Here is a 21,286-nt window from a genome sequence, read left to right on the forward strand (position 1 = left end):
GCTTTTACTTTTTGAAAGTCTTTAATGTCTTCGAGATTTATACTAACAACCTAATTAATTTTTTGGGGGGATTAATTAGATTGTTATCCAGAAAGAAGATACATCAATGGTCTTCTTTCTGGCTTAGTTATGTCATTCTGCCTTAGTTGCCATATATATGATCAAACTTGTTGTTATTATTTATATGATATAACTTGTTGTCTAATTATAATATAAGATATTTCTACAGCTTTCGCTATATTATAATTAAATTTTTATATAAAATTTTTTATTTATATCCGTTTTGTAGTTTTTTGAATATTTTTCATGTCTAATCATAATAATTTATTATACCTTAAATTACTTTTATAATAAAATATATAATATTTTTAAATTAATTTTATTGAGTAATAATTATTTTTTCGAAATTTATTATAATATGATTTGATATTAATTTTTCCTAGCAGTTATTTCTTTCACTCACCCAATTATTTTACATTTCACATCAAATTTATACCAATTAACCTATAAATTACTATAATAATATAAAAGGGGGGAACAAATATGATATTCAAACTAACCGAAGAAAATGCTTCAACTTTAAAGTCCGTTCTGGAAAATTTATACTCTTCTTATGGAAATATTGATGAGGTTATTATGCTAAGCTCTGTGGTAGATGAGATTATTTTACAAGAACAAACTTTTATACTAAGATATAATCGGGTAAATAATTTAACTAAAACTTAAATTTTAGTTATAAAAAGGAGTTAAATGTGATTGACTATGAATATTGCAATATGTGAAAATGAAAAATATCAAATTAACCAGATAAGTAGTTATGTTCAAGAATGGTCTCAAGAAAACAATGTAAATACTAATATACAATCCTTTTCTAGTGGTGAAAGTTTTTTATTTGAATGGGAGAACAATAAAAACTACGATGTTATTTTTTTAGATATTACAATGAACAAAATTTCTGGAATAGATGTTTCTAATATTGTAAGAGAAAAAGATAAAGAAGTTTCAATTATTTTTATTACAGCCACTGCTAGTTATGCTCTACACGGATATAACGTTGGTGCTTTGCAATATCTTTTAAAACCCTTAGATAAAAATAAATTTTTTCACTGCTTAGATATGGTTTCTAAAAATAGGATTATAAACAAAGATAATTTTATATTACTTGAATCCTATAAGAAAACCTTTAAGTTAGATTATTCATCCATAATATATTGCGTTATGTATTACCCTAATGTTCATATCTATACAACGAAAAATATGATAGAAGCTAAGATCAAGTTTACTAATCTAGAAGGATTATTATCCGACAAAGGTTTTATCAAACCTCATAGGTCTTACTTAGTAAATTTAGAACATGTACATATGATTGATAACAATCACCTTATATTAAATAATAATGATAAAATTCCTATAAGTAGGCTAAAAATAAAAGAAGTAAATAGAAAATTTATAGAATATTTCTCAAGTTAGGTCCACGTATATAAACGCAAAAACTAAAGCATCTTTGGATATTTCTTTTAATTTCAATTGTCTTATTTAATTGCACAATCTATAGAGAAATTTCTATTCGTGAAGTTTTATTTAGAGAAAATATATTGACACCATTAACATTTTTTTCAAATGAGTGTGATGAACAGTTGGGTTATTTAATATTATATATTTCCGCCCCTTTATTTATTGCATTTACGATTATTTTAATAATAATATACATTTTATCAGCCCACTTAGAGAAGTTATGTTCAAATTCTTTAAAAGGTGAGCAGCTTAGTTACATTGAGGAGTATAAAGATATTGCCTTATATGTATTCGATGAATTAAAAGCATTGAATCACGATAAAAAAACATATGAGCATTATGGTAAGTTTATTAGAATCTAAATCTTGAAAAAGATTTAATTAATTATATATAAGAATTAAATATTGAAACAAATAATCTTGAAAAAACAATTTATACAAACAATATTGTACTTGATAGCTTATTAAATTCTAAATTTAAATCTGCTAATGAAATAAATATTGAGATTATCTTAAATGTTAATCTATATAAATAAAAGACTATCGGCTAAATACCAATAGTCTTTTGTATTTTATTCATTAGATTTTAATGCATCAATCATATTTACTTTCTTCAATTTACGGTGCATCATTACCATTACTATAATCGAGAATAACAATGTTAGCATAATTGAGTAAATAAAGCTTCTCGGATAAATATACGGTGACATCATCATGTTATCCGACTCTGCTGTATTTAAAACAAACATATGAAGTACTTTGCCCATAAACATACCTACAAATATTCCTAATGCTGTTAATATAGAGTTTTCTCTTAAAATATACATAGTAACTTCATTATCATAGAATCCTAATACCTTAATAGTAGATAATTCTCTAATACGCTCAGATACGTTAATATTATTTAAGTTATATAATACTACAAGAGCTAATCCTCCTGCAGAAACAATCAATATAACTACAACAATATTTAATGTTTCCATAGTATCTTGTGACGTTGATGCTAAGTATGATGATAGAGTTACATTTATTACCTTATTACTTTCCATGAGCTTAGCTGCAATTTCATTTTCATCTTCTGTGTCTGCATCTAATCTTAATAATTGAGAATTATAATTTGGTTTTTCTCCGATTACTTCTTCATAATACTTTGGTGAAATATATAGTGAATGACTTAAATAACTTTCTATTATATTATCAATTTTAACAGTATAAGAGTTATTATTTTCATCAGTCATAGTAATTTCATCCCCAACTGATGCTCCTAATAATTTAGCTAGCTTTTCATTTATTATAACACCATCATCAGTAAGCTCATATTTTTCACTAGAAACTCTATCATTTAATAAAACAAATTTAGCTAATGATTTATTGTCCTCAGGTACAAATAAAGTTACATTTTGCTTATTCATACTTTCTTTGCTAAAGCTTACTATTTCTTGATGTATATTTAAACTACTATTATATTCTGGTAGCTCATTTAATAACTTATTATATTCTTCATTGTCTTTTTCACTAGACTCATCTTCAAAAGTTACAATAGCTTGGTAGCTCCATAATTTATTAAATTGCTTATCTGTAAGATCATTTATTGAATCTTGAAGTCCAAATCCAGTAACAATCATAGCTGCACATGCAGCGATACCAAATACTGTCATTATCATACGTTGTCTGTATCTAAATAAATTTCTACAAGTAACTTTTTGATTAAAGTTTAACCTTTTCCATAACGGTGTAATTCTTTCTAATAATATCTTCTTCCCTACCTTAGGAGCCTTAGGTCTCATCAGTGTAGATGGATGACTATTTAAATCGACCTTTAATACTACCATAGCAGCTCCAACAGTACATACTATTGATATTACTATACCTTGAATTATATATGCTGGATAATATACTACCTCTAAGCTTGGTAAAGTGTATTGAGTACTGTAAGCATTGTATATTACACTAGGGAATAAGTTATATCCTATAAGTACTCCTAATATGCTTCCTATAATACTTGCTAAAGATGCGTAAACTATATACTTTTTAGCTATTTCTATATTGTTATATCCTAGCGCCTTTAAAGTACCTATTTCTATTCTATTTTCTTCTACCATTCTTGCCATAGTAGTTAAGCAAATTAATATTGCTACTATAAAGAAGAACATAGGGAATACTGTTGCTATTGCAGATATACGTTTTACAACATCATTAAATTCTGAATATCCAGGGTTATCGTTTCTATCGAATACATAATATTTGCTGTTATCTATTTTATTAAGTTGCTCCTCAGCATCTTTAAGCTCTAACTTAGCATCTGTTAGTTTTAATTTATTTTCTTCGACTTCCTTTTCCCCATTAAGAAGTTCTATTTCTGAATCATCTAAAGCTTTTTTAGCTTTTTCTAATTCTTTTTTGCCTTCTATCTTACCTTTTTCCAATTCTTCTTTAGCTTTTGATAACTGAGTTTTCCCGGCTAATAGTTTATCTTTAGCATCTTTTATTTGAGATTGTGCATTGTTTATAGTCTGTAATTGTTTGTTATACTCCAGCTTACCTGATTGATATTTACTAAGTCCTGCTACTAAAGTTTCTAGGTTAGATATGTTAGCTTTAACATTTTTACTAACATTATCAACACCATTAGCTATACTAATTGCAATATTAGTTTGGCTAGGATTTTCTTCTAAATTCTTTATTAAGCTTTCGAAATCTTTTAGTCCTAATCTTAATATATTATTTTTCCAAGCTTGAATTTTATCACTTGGAATATTGTTTCCTTCTCCTATACTATTAACAGTATTTTTTATGTCATTTGAAAGATTATCATAAGATGTTACTAAAGAATTTAGATTTTTTATTGTATTATTTAATTCTTCTATACTTTGATTCGGGTCTACCCCTTGATTTATTAATCCCTGCTCAGCTTTATCTAATTCCAATTTAGCATTATCTAATTGTTCTTTAGCATTTTCTAGTACTTCACTTTGTTTTTCAAGTTCCTTCAAACCATCATTAAGCTTATTAGCATTTATAACAATTTGTGCTTCTCCGTCTTCAATCGACTTATTATAATCTTTTAGCGCTTTTTCGTATTGTTCTTTACCTTCTTGTAACTGTGTTTTACCATCATTAATTTTATTTTGTGCATTTATTAACTCTTGCTCGCCATTTTCTATTTCTTCATAACCTTTATCAATTTCTTCTTTTGCTTCTGATTTTACTTCTGTTATTCTATCTATAATTCGGTTTGAGTATAAATCTTCAAGATATTTATTATTTTTCTCCATTTTTTCTTTATACTCATCACTATATGCATCTACGTTTTCAACATTTTTGAATCTTACATAGATTTCAGTGTACACGTCCATAGAAATATCTTCTTTGTTTATTACAGCAAAGTAATCTATAGTTCCTTTTCCAACAGTAGTTGTACCCTTGCCTAGTTTCTCAATATACATAGGGCTTTTTACCATACCTACAATCTTAAAGCTTGTTGTTTTAAAGGATTTTATAGTATCTTCATCACCCTTTATAGTGTATGTGCCACCTATTTTCAACTTATTATTTTCTCTAAATGCTTGCTCATCTAAAGCTATCTCTCCACTATTTTCAGGAAGTCTACCTTCTACCACTACTAAATCATTTATAGGATTAGATTTTTCACTATCGTATTCCATAAATCTTACTACACTATTTACATTGGTTAGATTTGCATCTATAGTATGCGAACCATAATAATCTAAAACTTTATCACTATTTTTTAATAAATCTAAATCTCTATCATTTAAACCTAAGCTAGATACAATTTTGCTATCCATAAGGTTTTGTTTTTCATAAAAATTCTCGATAGAACTTTCCATATTAGGACTAGTAGCTTTTATTCCAGAATAGAATGCAACCCCTAAAAGGATTATTATTAATATTGATACAAATCTAGCTTTTGAAGAACTAATTTCTCTTATTATAGATTTTTTATATGCGCTATTTTTCACTTTTACTCACCTCTACCACTCTATATGCTCAACTGAAGTTGGATTAGGATTTATTTCAATGCTTCTTACTTTTGCATCATTTATCCTAATTACTCTATTTGCCATTGGAGCTAATGCAGAGTTATGAGTTATTACTACTACTGTTGTTCCTGTATTTTTACAAGTATCTTGCAGAGTTTTTAATATTTGCTTTCCTGTATTATAATCAAGTGCTCCAGTAGGTTCATCACAAAGTAGTAACTTTGGATTTTTAGCTATTGCCCTTGCTATTGCAACTCTTTGTTGTTCTCCTCCAGATAATTGAGCTGGAAAATTATCCATACGATTTTCTAAACCAACAAGTTTAAGAGTTTCATCTATATCTAAAGCATCAGGAGCTATTTGTGATGCTAGTTCAACGTTTTCTTTTGCTGTTAAGTTTTGTACTAAATTATAAAACTGAAAAACAAATCCTACATCATGTCTTCTATACTTAGTAAGTTGTTTTTGATTAAAGGTTGATATATCAACTCCATCAATTATTATTTTTCCTTCATCGCAACTGTCCATTCCACCAAGTATATTTAAAACCGTTGATTTTCCTGCTCCACTTGGACCAAGTATTATTACAAATTCACCTTGTTCTATGGAGAAGTTGATAGCATTATTGGCTATAATTGTACTTTCTCCCATTCTATATTTTTTGTATATATCAACCACTTTTATATATGACATTTGTACCTCCCATTTATGCTTTGTACAAGAGTCATTAAATAGACACATTGTATAATTAATGATATACTCCTAGTATAAATCAGAATATTAAATGTACACAATAACCAAATGTATACTCTATGTTATTAAGTATACATTTTTTATTATTTTGTTTAATTAATGATATATAAAAAAAATTTGATTATTTTTATTTTAATTAATATAAAAGGAGTGAATACTTTGGCTGGAGTTAAAGGCAACCGCAGAACTTTATATAGCAAGATGGTAATTAGAAATAGCTTAATAAAATTACTTCAAGATAATGAAATACATAATATTACTGTTACAGATATATGTAAAGAAGCAGATATTAACAGAGGTACCTTTTACAATTATTACAACGATCCTTTTGATTTACTTCAAAGTATTGAAGATGAATTATTTGATAAAATCCTTGAATATCTTAGTGAAGATTATTTAGAAGATAACAAAATTGATGTTTTGACTAAAATTTTTGAATTAGGTAAGGAAAATAAAGATTTATGTAAAATACTATTATTTAAACAGGGTGACAGCAGAATATTAAATCGTGTTTTATATATTATAGATAACCATGATATTATTAGATTTGATTCAAAGCTTAAATACTTAGATGAAAAAACCTTTAATTATATGACGAGATTTGCAATAACTGGTAGCATTGGCATTATTAAAGCTTGGCTTGAAAATGACTTAGCTGAAAGCCCTAGTGAGATAGCACATATCGTGGACAATATTACTAAACGCATATTTTTTATATAATAAAAAGGCTTATAAAACTATAAGCCTTTTATTTATTTTTTAATTTTTGTCATGAGTATATATCTGAAAACTCAATGTTACACTTTTCAATTTGAGTACTTTTTAATATTTCTTTATTTAAAGATAAATCTAAGTCTTCCTTAACTAAACTAATCGGCAACTCAAATGTAAAGTCTGAACCTTCTCCTAATTTACTATCTACGTATATCTTTCCACCTTGAAGTTCTACTAATGATTTTACTAAAGATAATCCTATTCCACTTCCTTCACATTTTCTGTTTAAGTAATTATCTAATTTCTTGAATCTATTAAATATAACATCTAGTTTATCTTCTGATATACCAAGTCCATTATCTTTTACTGATACTTTTACTATTTCATCACATACATAAACGTTAACATCTATACTTCCATTATTATCAGTGTTTTTGATTGCATTTGATAATAAGTTTAATACTATCCTTTCTATCTTATCTGGATCACAAGCTATTATTTTTTCTTCATAGTTTGTATCAAACGTTAAATCTATACCTTTATCCTTAACATATTGAGCTACTGATAAAGTAATATTTTCCACTATATCGACTATATTATAATTACCTAATTGTACATTATAATATCCAGAATCAATACTTGTAATATCAATAAGATTATTAACTAATCTAAGTAACCTGTATGAATTTTGCTTTATATAATTTATATGAGATTCTAAGTTTAAGCTGTCATCCCACTGTATCTTACCTTTATTTACATGACTTTGCATAAGTTGCATTGTTCCTAAGATAATGTTTAAAGGAGTTCTAAATTCATGAGAAATATTTGCAAAAAACTCATTTTTTAAACCTTCCATTTGAATAGCTTCTTCAAGTCTCTTTCTTTTTTCTTCTTGTTTTTTTACTTCCGTAATATCTCTCACTGTTATAATAAACTTTTCTTCATTTCTTAAAATTTTATAGTTTAACTCCACCCATTTAAAGCTTTTATCTTTACACATAAGTTGACTTACTATGTAACCTTCACTATCTTCGATACCTTTGATAATATTTCTATATTCATCTTTATAGTCTTTATGAACTAAATCTATGATATTCATACTTTTTAATTCGTCTTCAGACCATCCTAAATTTTTACTCCAATTACTATTAAAATGATTTATATCTCCCTTTAAATTCAATTTTGCAAGAAGATCTACCGATATATCTAAAAAATGTTCCAGCTCGTTTTCTATTCTTTTTCGCATATCAAATTCATTTTGTAACTCTTGAGATAATAATTGATTTTTAACCATTGCTGCAATATTTTCACATATAGACTTTATATAATCCAGCCTATTGAATTTTATGTTATTGCCTTTTAAAAATTTAAGTGATAATAGTCCTACAACATCATCATTTATAAAAATATTATACATACCTAAATATTCTATTTTATTTTGTATCATATAGTACCTTAATCTAAGATCATCAACATCATTAACATTTCTAAACAAATTCATATATTTAGCTTTGCTTAACTTTTCAAATTCAAATCTATCAGATTCTAGAATTCCTGTTGTAAATGGATATTGATTTTCAACCCCACAATCCACAGATAAATCAATAGATAAATCCTGCCTATTAACTAATACTATTGATACTCCGTCACATTCGAAGTAGTTAAGTATACTATCTCCAACATTCGTTAATAACTCTTCCATTGTATTTTTATTTTTTGCTTTAGCTAGTAATTTGTTCAAGTTATTTATTTCATGGTTATTAATATACATTTCATTTTCTAGCTTTCTTTGGAGAGTAATATCTTTTGTATATCCAATTATATACTCTACTTCGTCATTATTAATTACTGGTGCTTTATATACTTCCGTCCATAATTCTAAACCATCATAATTTGAATATGTTTCTGTAAGTTGATACTTTTTACTTTGAATTACTTCATTGTCCATTTCCTCAAATTTACTTGATAGTCCCTCATTCCAAAATGCTTCTGAAGTCTTGCCCAATGCACCATATTTACTAGAATTAAGTTTTTTTGCATATGACTCATTTACATATATATATTGCCCCTCATTATTTTTCATCCAGCAATCGAAAGGCATATTATCTAACATTTGATCTAATTGATTTATTTTATATGTTTTTTCAGTAATATCTTTTCCTACAAAAATTAATGATTTACTCCCTTTAAATTCATCTATTGTTATTTCACCATAAATAGATATTGTTTCTTCTTCTTTAGACCTTAAATCTAACTGAATTTTCTGGTTAAGTTTATGCTTTATAATTTTTAGTATTTCATCGTCATGTCTATCCCAAGTAATCTCTTGGATATTTATATTTTTTAGCTCTTCTAAAGAGTAGCTAAGCTTTTTCAAAAGCTCTTTATTACAAAATTGTACTCTTCCATTATAATCCAATATAATTATGTAATTGTCTACTATATTTAATATACCTTCCATTCGTCCCCCTATATATTTCAAGTTGATATATATGAAAAAACATTTTTAATCATCCTTATTCTATACTATATTAAACGTTTTGTACTTTTAAGTAAAGGACTTATAAAAATCACTTCTACTCTATAGTTTTTTCACATGTTTAATGCACAAAAAAGAACTAACTTACTGTCAGTTCTTTTTTTAACATACTTTAATATGATACGTATTTTTCTTATATTCACTTATCTATTTATTTTTCTTAATTCTTTGTATAAGCACATACCTACGACAACCATTGCACCTATATCTGCAATTGGCTGAGATAACCATACTCCATTAAGGCCGTAAATCTTAGGTATTATAAGTATCACAGGTATTAATATTGTAACTTGTCTTAATAAACTTAGCATCATCGATTTTTTTGCGCTTCCAATTGATTGGAAATATACTGTTCCTAGTATAGATACACCTATTGTAGGTAACGTTAATGAATAAATAGATATTCCATTAAGTGCTAATTCCATAAGTTCACTATCATTTGTAAATATTCTAATTAAAGCTTCAGGCCATAGTCTTGTAGCTACTAATCCTATTCCTAAAATTATTGTAGCAACTACTATAGCTAAAGATAATGCTTTTTTAGCACGATCATATTCCTTAGCTCCATAGTTATATGCAATAATTGTCTGCATCCCTTGACTTATACCAAATACAGGCATTAAGAAAAGTAAATTTATTGAGGTTATTGCTGTCATTGCACCTATAGCTAAATCTCCACCATAAGTCTTTAACACTCTGTTTGTTATTAAGTGTATAAATCCTGATGCAAGTTCCATAAATAATGGTGTTAATGCTATAATCACTATCATCTTCATTATTTTTTTATCTATTCTTACATTATTTAACCTTAGTTTTAAATTTGATTTACCTTTTGTAAAGTAATAAGTAGACCAAATAAAAATTATTAACTGGCACAATACAGTACCTATCGCTGCGCCTTTTATTCCCATATTAAATCCAAAGATAAATATTGGGTCAAATATTAAGTTTAAAATACAGCTAGTAATCATCATATTCGCGGCAAACTTAGGATTACCTTCTGCTCTTATGGCACTGTTTAAAGCAAACCCTGGTAAGTTAAACCATGCTCCAAATATTATTACACTCATGTATTCTCTTGCATAAGTTATTGTGTCTACACTTGCTCCAAATAAATAAAGTATATCATCTAAATAAAATAAACCTACTATAAACAATATAATACCCACTATTAATTCTAAAGCAAATGTGTTTCCTAATACTCTTTCAGCTTCTTCTTTATTACCTTCACCAAGCTTTATAGATATATTAGTACTTCCCCCAACTGCTATTGCCACACAAAAGGCTCCTAATATTGTAAATAGTGGCATGGTAACCCCTAGACCTGATATAGCAAGTGCTCCTACATCTTTTATAGAACCAATAAATGCTCTATCTACAGTGTTATATAAAGAGGTTACCATCATTGCAAGTATTGCAGGTACTGAATATTTTAATAATAACCGCCCAATATTTTCGTTTCTTAATTCTTCTTGTTTTTCCATAATGATCTCCTTTTCTAGCCGACCATATCATAAGTTAAGCATACAGGCTTATTATTTCTAGGGTCATTCACTATTTCTGCATCTATATTAAATAACTCTCTTAAATTTTCTTTTGTAAAAACTTGTGATGGCTCACCTTCACAAATTACTTTTCCACTTTTAACACCTATCATATGATCAGCAAATCTTGCTGCATTGTTTAGCTCATGTATTACCATTACGATAGTTGTTCCTTGCTTTCGGTTTAGTTCTTCAAGTAACTTTAATACTTCTAATTGGTGAGCAAGATCTAGATATGTTGTTGGCTCATCAAGTATAAGTATGTCTGTCTGTTGAGCAAGGGCCATTGCAATCCAAGCTCTTTGTCTTTGACCTCCTGATAAAGCTTCCATTGGTCTATCTCTAAATTCTTCTATTCCTGTTGATTTTAACGCCCATGTAACTATATCATTATCGTCTTTCTTCATCTTTCCAAAGCCCTTTTGATGAGGGAATCTTCCATAAGCTATCAATTCTTCTACAGTTAATCCTGCTGGAGCTTGAGGACTTTGTGGAAGAACTGCCATAGTCTTTGCCAATTCTTTCGGACTCTGTTCTTTAATATTAATATTATTCACAAGTATATCACCGCTTTTAGGCTGTATAATCCTTGCAATAGTTTTTAATATTGTTGATTTTCCACAACCATTAGATCCTATTATTGTAGTAATTTTACCCTTAGGTATATCTAAGTTTAAATCTTTAACTATATTTAAATTTCCATAAGAAATGTTTAAATTTCTAGTGCTTATTGAACTCATATTATTCTCCTTCAAAAATTATTTTACATTTCATTTATCTAAAAATTATTATTCTGCTAACATTAAGTAAATAAAATAAGGAACTCCTATTACCGCAACAACTATACCTACTGGAATTTCCATAGGTGCTATTAAATTCCTTGCTATAGTGTCTGATACTAAAAGTATTACACTTCCTACAAGTGCTGCTGTAGGGATTAATCTTTTATGTTTTGGTCCTACTAATTTTCTAGCTATGTGAGGAGCTACTAATCCTAAAAATCCTATACTTCCTGCTACAGAAGTTGCAACCCCTGCTAAAATCACTGAATATACTATTAATTTTCTTCTCTCTTTTTCAACTTCCACACCTAATCCTGTGGCTACTTCATCCCCTAAATTTAATGCATCTAAATATCTTGATTTATACATAGTTAATAGTGTAAATATTATTATAAAAGGTAAAATTGCTAATACATATTTCCAACTTGCTCCCCATATACTTCCATTGGTCCACGCCATTACTCTATTAAATTCTTGAGTAGTAAATCTTAGTTGGAATATTGTCAGTAATGAAGTAAAAGCTATATTTACACCAATACCTACTAATAGTAGCCTCGATGAATTTATACCATTTTTCCAAGCTAGTACATATATTAAAAATGCACCAAATATTGCTCCAGTAAGGGCAACGATAGGCATTGTGAATATAGTAAGATTACTTATACCGTCATAAACATTTCCATTCATAAAGTATATGTATACTACTACAAATAAAGCCGCCCCTGAATTTATACCCAAAATTCCCGAATCTGCTAAATCATTTTTTGTAACTCCCTGTAATATAGTACCTGCTACTGCAAGTGCAGTACCTACAAGTATTCCAATTACTATTCTTGGTAGCCTTAGCTTAAATATTGCTATTTTGTGAGCTTTAGAGCCTTGTCCAAGTAATGTACTTATAACTTCTGATGGTGTAATTGATAAAGACCCCATATTTAAGCTTACTAAGAATGTTGCAAATATTAGTAAAATCAGAATACCTATTACTATAATAAATTTTTTATTTTTATCTATCTTCATAATTATCTTGCGTCCTTTCTAACAAGGTATATAAACATAGGAACTCCTAAAAGCGCTGTTAAAGATCCTATTGGTGTCTCGTATGGAGGATTTATTACTCTTGCTAATATATCACTATATACAAGTAGTACAGATCCTAATATCATAGAACTTGGTATTATGTATCTATAATCAGCTCCTACTATTGATTTTGCAATTTGAGGAACTATTAATCCTACAAATACTATGTTACCTGCTACTGAAACAGATGCACCTGTTAAGAGTATTACTAGTATAATACTTACAAGTCTTACTGCATTTGTTCTCGTTCCTAATCCTATTGCTACTTCTTCTCCTAAACTTAATATAGTTATTTTAGGAGATAAAATCATAGCTCCTAAAAAAGCTATACCTCCAACTATAACTAAAAACTTAACACCTTCCCACTTTGCACTAACTAGTCCTCCTGATATCCAAAAGCTTAGTTGTTGTGATAAGTTAAAATACATTGATATTCCCATAGCTAAAGATATAAGCAAAGTACCTAATGCTGTCCCTGCAAGGGCAAGCTTTACTGGATCAACTTTTCTAGCAGACCTTGAACTTATAAAATATACTAAAAGTCCACTAATACTAGCTCCCATAAAAGCAAATATCATAAGTCCAAAACTTCCTATTACAAGCTTTGGATAAATTCTTTGTAATACAAACGCTACCGCTATCATGAATGTAGCACCTTGTGTAATACCCATAACAGATGGTTCTGCTATTGGGTTTCTAGTTATACCTTGCATTATCGCACCAGCTACAGCTAAAAATCCACCTACTAATGCTGCCACAACTGCTCTCGGTATTCTAACATCTCTTATTATTTTTGTATTTATATCATTGCTATCAGTAATAATACTTTGAACTATCGTTGTAAAATTTATATCTTTTGCTCCTAACGAAACAGAAGCAATTATTCCAAATACTAGCAACATTATTCCAATAAGCATAAATGAATAAGCTACAGTTTTTCTATTAAATTTCTTCATATCTTCTCCTTAGTATTTAAAAACAAATAGTAGGTGTTAAAAGTAACCTCACTTTTCCCACCTACTATCCATCTAAATTATTTTATTAATTCTGCTTTTAATGATTCTAATATTAATTCTCTTCCTATTGGGTTGTATGCTTGGCTGAAGTAAGGACTTGCATCAAGTATTGTTACATTGCCTTCTTTAACAGCTCTCATTTCAGCCCAAACTGAGCTATTTGCTAAGTCTGATTTATCTGATTCAGTTGCAATAACTATTATATGGTCTGCATCTATTTCAGCTAAACCTTCCATAGTAACAGTAGGTAAAGTTATACTATCTTGCTTTGGCATATTTTCTGGTTGCTTAAGTCCCATATCTTCTTTTAATACTGTTCCTATACCACCTTCAGTGAATACCATAAATTGACCCGATGAAGCTAAAACTGTTAAATAAGTTTTATCTCCATTAGCATTATTTATTTCTTCACCTATTTCTTTTGCTTTTGCATAATAGTCATTTAACCATTTTTCAGCATCTTTTTCTTGTCCGAAAAGTTCAGCAACATCTGTAAATTTAGCTTCCCAATCATTTGATTGATCTTCTAACATAACTACTGGAGCTATTTCTTTTAATTGATCATATATTTTCTCTTGTCTTGGTGCCATTATTATTAAATCTGGTTCTGCTTCCAATATTGCTTCGATATCCATTGTATCCATCATAGAGTGACCTACTACTTTCGCGTCTCCTAGTTGTTCTTTGATATATGATGGAACAGAATCTGTTTCGTATGAATCTACGTTTGCTGTAGCTACCGGAGTATGTCCAAGTAATACTAACTCTTCACTACTTCCTGATATATCTACTATTTTTTTAGGATTAGCTGGTATCTCAACTTCTCCTTTAACTGTTTCTACTATTCTTGTTTCTTTTGATTTATTATTATCTTCATTATTAGCATTTGATGAACATCCTACAACCAAAAGTGCCGCAACGGTTAATCCTATTAACGCTAATGACTTTATTCTTTTCATGGTTTTTCCTCCTGCATTGTTATGTATAATCATTATCTTTAGTTATTGATAATCGTTATTAATTAATTTATATTCTTATTATATCATGAAGTTTTATTGCGTCAATATTTTTTTATAAAAAACAAATATTTTTATAAAAATAATTTTTTAAAATTATTTTGTCGAATATACTTATATACTTTTATAAACTAAATAAAGGACTAATCTATAATATAGATAGCCCTTTATTCTTAAATATTACATTAAATCTTTTATAATTTTTTCTAATTTCTCTGGTTCGCAAGTAGGATCAAATCTACCAACCACCTTACCATTTCTATTCACTAGAAACTTTGTGAAGTTCCACTTTATATCGTCTCCACTAGTATTAAATCCTTAACTTCTCCATCTTTTAATACTATCATTATTGTAGTATTTTTTATTTTTCAATTAAATATTTTCATATTATTAAATTTAATCAAATTTAATTTAATCAAATTGATTTAGTTATTGTTTTGAGTCAAATTCCATACAGAATTTAACCCATATTCTTATACACATACTAATCTAACATATTTAATAAATTATCCAACTGTGCTTTTATACATTGTAAGTCTATTTGATTACCTTGGCACATATTAAACATTTTTTCTGGAACGTCCACTATTTCCTCTTTTAGTAATCTACCTTTTTCTGTTAACTCAACAGTAACTAATCTATCATCTTCTTTATTTCTATATTTAGTTACCAATTCCATAGATTCTAATTTTTTAACTACAGGTGTTAAGGTTCCTGAGTCTAAGTGTAGCTTTTTCCCTAGTTCTTTAAATATTATTTTTTCATCTTCCCACATTACAAGCATTGCAATATATTGTGTATATGTTAAATTGTATTTATCAAGTAATGGCTTATATAACTTTATTACTTCTCTTGATAAAGCATATAATGAAAAACATAATTGATTATCCAATTTTATCTTATCGTATTTATCCATATAAACATCTCCAATTATGATTTTTTTAAATTTAATTTAATTCAACTAATCTACAATTTATTATAATTACTATTGTTATTATTGTCAATTATTTTTATTTATATTTTATTTTTAATATAAAAACTCATATCAAATTTGATATGAGTTTTAAATATTAGTCTTTAAATATTGTATTTTCAGTTTTCCATTGTAATAACTTTATATATAACCAAAGTCCGTATATACCAAATGTTACTATTGTTAATACCCACCATTTAATATAGTGTAAGAATAAACTTGAACCAGTACCAACGAACTCTAACCTTCTTCCTTCTATTACTGTATTTTCAGCTTCCCACTTATATTTTATACACATTGCCCATGGTGTAGCTAATCCAAAAGTGAATACAGTTGCTAACCACGCTAATATATTAACTCCAATAAGTCCTAATAATTTACCTTCAAATCTTGATTGCATCTTTCCCCTCCTAAGTCATGTGATATTCTGACATTATAAGTAATATTAATTATCTTTTTAACTCCTTTTCATATCACTTATTATAAAACTAAATATTCTTTCCATCCATATATTTATATTACTTTTTTCTAACATTTTTGTAATGTTATGATTATTCAATTGAAATGAAGTTATTTAAATAAGTTTTTATAAGACTAACTAATGTTAATGACCTGTTTATACCTAGATACTTTCCTAATACAAGTCCCATTACTATACCAATGATTAGTGTGTTTGCAGAGCTAAAATCTAAACTTACTCTTAAATATATAAAAAAAGAGGATCAAAAATCTGATCCTCTTTTATCCTAAATATTCTAATACTTCGCCTACATTTTTATCTGTTTTTACTTTGTCGTAAACTCTTTCTATTATACCATTTTCATCTATTACATAAGTAGTTCTAACTACTCCCATACTTACTTTTCCATATAGCTTCTTTTCTTGCCATACATCATAAGCCTTTATAGCTTCAAGTTCTGGATCTGATAATAATATAAATGGTAATTCATTTTTTAGTGCAAACTTTTCGTGAGATTTCACACTATCTTTACTTATTCCTATAACTACTACATCCTTAGATTTAAATTCTTCATAGTTATCCCTAAATGAACAAGCTTGCTTTGTACATCCTGGAGTATTATCTCTTGGATAAAAATACAATACTACTTTTTTATTTTTAAAGTCTGATAAACTTACTAAATTTCCGTCTTTATCTTGTAATTTAAATTCCGGTGCTTTTACTCCTACCTCTAACATAGTTTTTCTCCTTTGCTCCCTATTTATATTACATATTATACCAAGTTTTTTTAGTTTTAAACTTTTTGTTACCAATGTTATTTTAGTTTTGTACTAAAATTCTTCCTTAAGTGTATAACTCTCATTAGCACTATCTTTTGGCATAACCTTAAATAATAATATAGATGAGAATACTAACATAACTACATCTGTTATAGGTTGAGCATATATGAATCCTGAGAATCCAAATAATTTATTTAATATTACTAAAAGAGGCATATATAATATTCCTTGTCTTGATATTGATAATACAAATGCCACAACAACTTTACCCATAGACTGAGCAGATGTTGTAGATATCATCTGACCACCAACAAAAGGTAATGATATTATTAATGCTCTAAGTATAGTAGCACCTTTATCTATAACTTCTGCATCACTTGCAAATACTCCTATTAATGAGCTAGCAAACACACCAAATGTTAACGCTAATCCTAATCCTATTATAGATGTTATTACTATACCTTTTTTAATTATTTCTTTAACTCTAGATATATTTCCCGCTCCATAGTTGTATCCAACTAAAGGCTGACATCCAGCAGAGAATCCCATAAATACAAATGTACCTATAGTCATTATCTTCATCGCAACACCCATACCTGCAACAGTTAAAGTTCCATAACTAACAGCTATATTATTAGCAATAACAGTAGCAGCTCCCATTAACATTTGGTTTAATGAACCTGGAACACCTATTGTAAATATTTCTTTAAATATATTTTTATCGTACTTAAATTTCTTTAAATTTATTTTTAAAGTAGTTTTACCACTTAAATATGCATATGTGAAATAAATTAATGTTGATAACTGACCTATTACAGTAGCTATTGCAGCACCAGTTATTTCAAGCTTAAATCCAAATATTAATATTGGGTCTAAAACTATATTTAATATAGTACCTAACATAAGACCTATAACTGATTGCATTATATTACCTTCTGAACGAAGAAGTTGACCTAGGGCATAACTACACATAACAGGTATTGCACCTATAAACATTATAACAATATATCTGTAAGTATAATCATAAGTAGCATCAGTTGCCCCTAGACCTACTGTTATCGTAGGCGACATGATTATACCACCTATCATAACTATGATACTCATAATTATTAAAAGACCTGTTGCTATTGATATTGTTTTATTAGCTTCTTCATAATCTTTGTTACCTAAACATCTTGATATATATGAAGAAGAACCTAGTCCTACAATACTTGCTATTGCCATTAACATCATAAACACTGGTAATGATATATTAGCTGCTGCCAACTGATTAGGATCATTTAACTTTCCTATAAAGAAAGTATCTACTAAATTATATAAAACTTGAATCATCATACCCATTACCATAGGTATAGATAATTTTAATATTGCTTTTGAAACTGGTTCATCTCTTAAAACTCTTATTTTTTTATCGTCCATATTCTCCTCCTATTTATGAGCTCTTTTATTTTTCATACAGAACTTTGATAATACTTTTAATGCTTTATTTACTTCTTCTTTTTCATTTTCTTCTATACTATTAAACATATCGTTTATGCTTTTGTATAAATTTTCTTCTAACATAACTGCCATTTGTATTCCTTTCTCAGTTAGTTCTAAATTAGTAGATCTTTTATCCTTTTCATCTTTGACTTTTAATATGTATCCATTATCTATTAAAATATCAACAGATGTTGTAAAAGCTCCTTTTTGAATACCTATATAAGAATTAATTTTACTCATCTTTCTATGTTCATGCTTATATACAAATAATAAAATTTTTGCATGTGTTTCATTAAGATTAGAGTCTAATTCTTTTATTGAGGAATATCCAAATATTCCTTTTGTAAAATGGTGTATAACCATTAAGTTTTCAATAAAGTCTAAGTTTTTCATTAGTTCACCTTCCATTTTAGTTTTATTTAAAACTATTATGTATTTATTATATACCACGATCTATAGAAGTTAAACAAAAAGTTTTATTTAAAACTATTTTCATTTTATGTTACTATCATGTTTTGATTTTAAATTTAATAAAATTTTATAATACATCCATCTTATATATGGGTATATTAGTAGTAGTATTGGATTTACTGAAATAAAAATAAATATATAGAGAGAGGAAATCTAAAATGAAAATATATACTAAAACAGGGGATAAAGGCCAGACTTCACTTTTTGACGGAACTAGAGTTGATAAAGATAATATAAGAGTAGAGTCTTATGGCAATTTAGATGAACTAAATTCGTATATAGGGCTTTGTACAAATTATGCTAGTAATGAAGATAAAAATATTTTAAGAAATATACAAATAAAGCTATTTGCAATTTCTGCAGAACTTGCTACTAAAGACTACAATAGCTATGAAAATAAAGTAAATGAAAAAGACGTAATTGAATTGGAAGATATAATAGATTCTTACATAGAAAAAATAGATAAAATGGATGCCTTCATAGTCCCTGGTACTAGTCTTATTTCTGCAAACCTTCATATCGCAAGAACTATTTGTAGGAAATCAGAAAGAAGGATTTTAACTTTAAGCAAAATAGAACCTGTTAATCCTTTTTTATTAAAATATATAAACAGACTTTCTGATGTTATTTACGCTATTGCTAGATACAATGAGAAAGAGTTAATATATATTAAATATTAGTATTATATATAAACTAAACAAAAATTGATTCTTAGTATAGAATTTTTAATATGACCATAAAAATAAGGGCTTATACATTACGAAGTTAACTTCTATAATATATTAAGCCCTTATTTTTATATTTATTAATTCGAATACTATGCAATTACTTCATTCATAAAAGCATTTGTATGTTTAATCACCTTATATTTTCTATCTATTATGAATATAGTTATTAATTCTGATATAGCCATACTAATCCAGATACCATTTTCTCCAAATAATTTAGAGGAAATTATTAAAACGATAGGTAACACTATTATTGACCTCATTGCACATATTAAGTTTGCGAACTTAGTTATATCCATTGCTTGATAATACATAATAGTAGTTAGATTTTTACCTATAAATAAGTACGCTAAATTATTTATATTAACCGCTTTATAAGTTATATCAACTAATTGCTGATCCTTGGTGAATACGCCTATAATTTCTTTACCAAATACAAGACATAAGGCTATAAATACAATACTTACTATTAATGATGTTTTATTAGATAGCTTATAAACTTCTAGCATTTTTTTGCTATCCTTAGAACCATAATTGTAGCTTATTAGTGGTTGAGCTCCTAGTGTAATCCCTAAAAGTATAAAATAAATATTAGTAGTAATATAATTTACTATTGCATATGCGGATATTCCTATATCACCAATATTTCTTGCTATTACTATATTATGAATAAATATTATAATTGAAAAAGCTGCTTCTGCAAAGAATGAAGGTATCCCTACTCTCAATACCTCTACTATTGTTTCCATCTCTATTTTTTGTTTTCCAAAAGTTAATTTTCCTTTTTTTAATATAAAGTGTGGTAATGCTATTAATAATGTAACAGTCTGACCTAAACCTGTAGCAATTGCAGCACTTTTTATTCCTAAGCCTAATACGAATATAAAAATATAGTTTAATATTATATTACTTATTGTTCCACATACAGTTGCAACCATTGCAAGCTTTGGTTTGTTATCATTTCTAAGAAAACTACTATACGCTATTCCTAATAAATTAGGTAAACAGAATATTGAGTAATATACTAAGTACTCTGTTGCTAAAGGTGATATTATATCTGTAGCCCCCATTGCCTTTACTATTGGGTTTGCAAATATAATACAAATAATACTTAACCCTAAACTAAGTACAATTAGCATAATAGTAACCTGTCTAAATATACTTACTGCTTTGTCTTCTTCATTGGCTCCAAAATGTTTAGATATTAATGCTCCTCCGCCTACTGCAATCATAGTTGCTAATCCAAAAAATATTATAGCAATAGGCATTACAATTCCAATGGCTGCAAGAGCATTATCGCCTACTCCATTACCTAGAAATATTCCATCTATAATTGAATTAAGTGAAGCTACGCACATAGCTACAGCTGATGGTATTGCGTATCCTAAAAATTGTTTAGTCATATGTTGCCTCCTTCTAATGTGACCTAAATCT

General features: G+C 27.8%; 19 protein-coding genes. 5 read left to right on the forward strand and 14 right to left on the reverse strand.

The window, feature by feature from the left end; genetic code table 11:
- The first annotated feature begins 543 nt into the window (after nucleotides 1-543).
- The 3 genes from ACI48P_RS18705 (at nucleotide 544) to ACI48P_RS18715 (ending at nucleotide 1,877) form a co-directional block, all read left to right on the forward strand.
- Nucleotides 544-726: a hypothetical protein gene (locus tag ACI48P_RS18705; RefSeq protein WP_475218549.1), complete on the forward strand. Its 183-nt coding sequence runs from the start codon at nucleotides 544-546 to the stop codon at nucleotides 724-726.
- Nucleotides 727-762: 36 nt separating this feature from the next.
- Nucleotides 763-1,470, forward strand: a complete 708-nt coding sequence (locus ACI48P_RS18710) for a LytR/AlgR family response regulator transcription factor (RefSeq protein WP_475218612.1) — start codon at nucleotides 763-765, stop codon at nucleotides 1,468-1,470.
- Nucleotides 1,471-1,595: 125 nt separating this feature from the next.
- Nucleotides 1,596-1,877 carry a hypothetical protein gene (locus tag ACI48P_RS18715; RefSeq protein WP_475218550.1) on the forward strand — a complete coding sequence of 94 codons (282 nt, stop codon included), beginning with the start codon at nucleotides 1,596-1,598 and terminating at the stop codon, nucleotides 1,875-1,877.
- A 209-nt stretch (nucleotides 1,878-2,086) separates the two neighbouring features.
- Here ACI48P_RS18715 and ACI48P_RS18720 read toward each other — a convergent pair whose 3' ends face one another.
- Both ACI48P_RS18720 and ACI48P_RS18725 read right to left on the reverse strand, forming a co-directional pair.
- Complete coding sequence (locus ACI48P_RS18720) at nucleotides 2,087-5,494, reverse strand: FtsX-like permease family protein (protein ID WP_475218552.1); 3,408 nt, start codon at nucleotides 5,492-5,494, stop codon at nucleotides 2,087-2,089.
- A gap of 12 nt (nucleotides 5,495-5,506) precedes the next feature.
- On the reverse strand, nucleotides 5,507-6,208 hold the full coding sequence (locus ACI48P_RS18725) for an ABC transporter ATP-binding protein (protein ID WP_475218554.1): 702 nt from the start codon (nucleotides 6,206-6,208) through the stop codon (nucleotides 5,507-5,509).
- Between the two features lie 219 nt (nucleotides 6,209-6,427).
- On the opposite strand from ACI48P_RS18725, the gene ACI48P_RS18730 reads away from it, so the two are divergent.
- On the forward strand, nucleotides 6,428-6,988 hold the full coding sequence (locus ACI48P_RS18730) for a TetR/AcrR family transcriptional regulator (RefSeq protein WP_475218556.1): 561 nt from the start codon (nucleotides 6,428-6,430) through the stop codon (nucleotides 6,986-6,988).
- Nucleotides 6,989-7,037: 49 nt separating this feature from the next.
- Here ACI48P_RS18730 and ACI48P_RS18735 read toward each other — a convergent pair whose 3' ends face one another.
- From ACI48P_RS18735 to ACI48P_RS18785, 11 genes are all read right to left on the reverse strand, one after another.
- A complete protein-coding gene (locus ACI48P_RS18735) occupies nucleotides 7,038-9,443 on the reverse strand; it encodes a PAS domain-containing sensor histidine kinase (RefSeq protein WP_475218557.1) in 2,406 nt (801 codons plus the stop codon).
- A gap of 221 nt (nucleotides 9,444-9,664) precedes the next feature.
- Entirely contained in the window at nucleotides 9,665-11,005 is a 1,341-nt protein-coding gene (locus tag ACI48P_RS18740; RefSeq protein ID WP_475218559.1) for an MATE family efflux transporter, read from the reverse strand.
- 14 nt (nucleotides 11,006-11,019) lie between these two features.
- A complete protein-coding gene (locus tag ACI48P_RS18745) occupies nucleotides 11,020-11,805 on the reverse strand; it encodes an ABC transporter ATP-binding protein (protein ID WP_475218561.1) in 786 nt (261 codons plus the stop codon).
- A 48-nt stretch (nucleotides 11,806-11,853) separates the two neighbouring features.
- Entirely contained in the window at nucleotides 11,854-12,867 is a 1,014-nt protein-coding gene (locus tag ACI48P_RS18750) for a FecCD family ABC transporter permease (protein WP_475218563.1), read from the reverse strand.
- 2 nt (nucleotides 12,868-12,869) lie between these two features.
- Nucleotides 12,870-13,883 (reverse strand): FecCD family ABC transporter permease, encoded by a 1,014-nt coding sequence (locus tag ACI48P_RS18755; RefSeq protein WP_475218565.1) that lies wholly within the window; start codon nucleotides 13,881-13,883, stop codon nucleotides 12,870-12,872.
- Nucleotides 13,884-13,960: 77 nt separating this feature from the next.
- The gene (locus ACI48P_RS18760) at nucleotides 13,961-14,902 is read right to left on the reverse strand and encodes an iron-hydroxamate ABC transporter substrate-binding protein (protein WP_475218567.1); all 942 of its coding nucleotides are present in this window, start codon (nucleotides 14,900-14,902) and stop codon (nucleotides 13,961-13,963) included.
- Nucleotides 14,903-15,443: 541 nt separating this feature from the next.
- Entirely contained in the window at nucleotides 15,444-15,875 is a 432-nt protein-coding gene (locus ACI48P_RS18765; RefSeq protein ID WP_475218569.1) for a MarR family winged helix-turn-helix transcriptional regulator, read from the reverse strand.
- A 154-nt stretch (nucleotides 15,876-16,029) separates the two neighbouring features.
- Complete coding sequence (locus tag ACI48P_RS18770) at nucleotides 16,030-16,332, reverse strand: hypothetical protein (protein ID WP_475218570.1); 303 nt, start codon at nucleotides 16,330-16,332, stop codon at nucleotides 16,030-16,032.
- Between the two features lie 341 nt (nucleotides 16,333-16,673).
- Nucleotides 16,674-17,129 (reverse strand): thioredoxin-dependent thiol peroxidase, encoded by a 456-nt coding sequence (gene bcp, locus ACI48P_RS18775; protein ID WP_475218572.1) that lies wholly within the window; start codon nucleotides 17,127-17,129, stop codon nucleotides 16,674-16,676.
- 93 nt (nucleotides 17,130-17,222) lie between these two features.
- Nucleotides 17,223-18,590, reverse strand: a complete 1,368-nt coding sequence (locus ACI48P_RS18780) for an MATE family efflux transporter (RefSeq protein ID WP_475218574.1) — start codon at nucleotides 18,588-18,590, stop codon at nucleotides 17,223-17,225.
- Nucleotides 18,591-18,599: 9 nt separating this feature from the next.
- A complete protein-coding gene (locus tag ACI48P_RS18785; RefSeq protein ID WP_475218576.1) occupies nucleotides 18,600-19,046 on the reverse strand; it encodes a MarR family winged helix-turn-helix transcriptional regulator in 447 nt (148 codons plus the stop codon).
- A 236-nt stretch (nucleotides 19,047-19,282) separates the two neighbouring features.
- Between ACI48P_RS18785 and ACI48P_RS18790 the strand changes: the two genes are divergently transcribed.
- Nucleotides 19,283-19,804: a cob(I)yrinic acid a,c-diamide adenosyltransferase gene (locus ACI48P_RS18790; RefSeq protein ID WP_475218577.1), complete on the forward strand. Its 522-nt coding sequence runs from the start codon at nucleotides 19,283-19,285 to the stop codon at nucleotides 19,802-19,804.
- A 137-nt stretch (nucleotides 19,805-19,941) separates the two neighbouring features.
- Here the strand turns inward: ACI48P_RS18790 and ACI48P_RS18795 are convergent, their stop codons facing one another.
- Nucleotides 19,942-21,255: an MATE family efflux transporter gene (locus ACI48P_RS18795; protein WP_475218579.1), complete on the reverse strand. Its 1,314-nt coding sequence runs from the start codon at nucleotides 21,253-21,255 to the stop codon at nucleotides 19,942-19,944.
- Nucleotides 21,256-21,286: the final 31 nt, after the last annotated feature.

Source organism: Romboutsia sp. LXY-2, assembly GCF_056171995.1.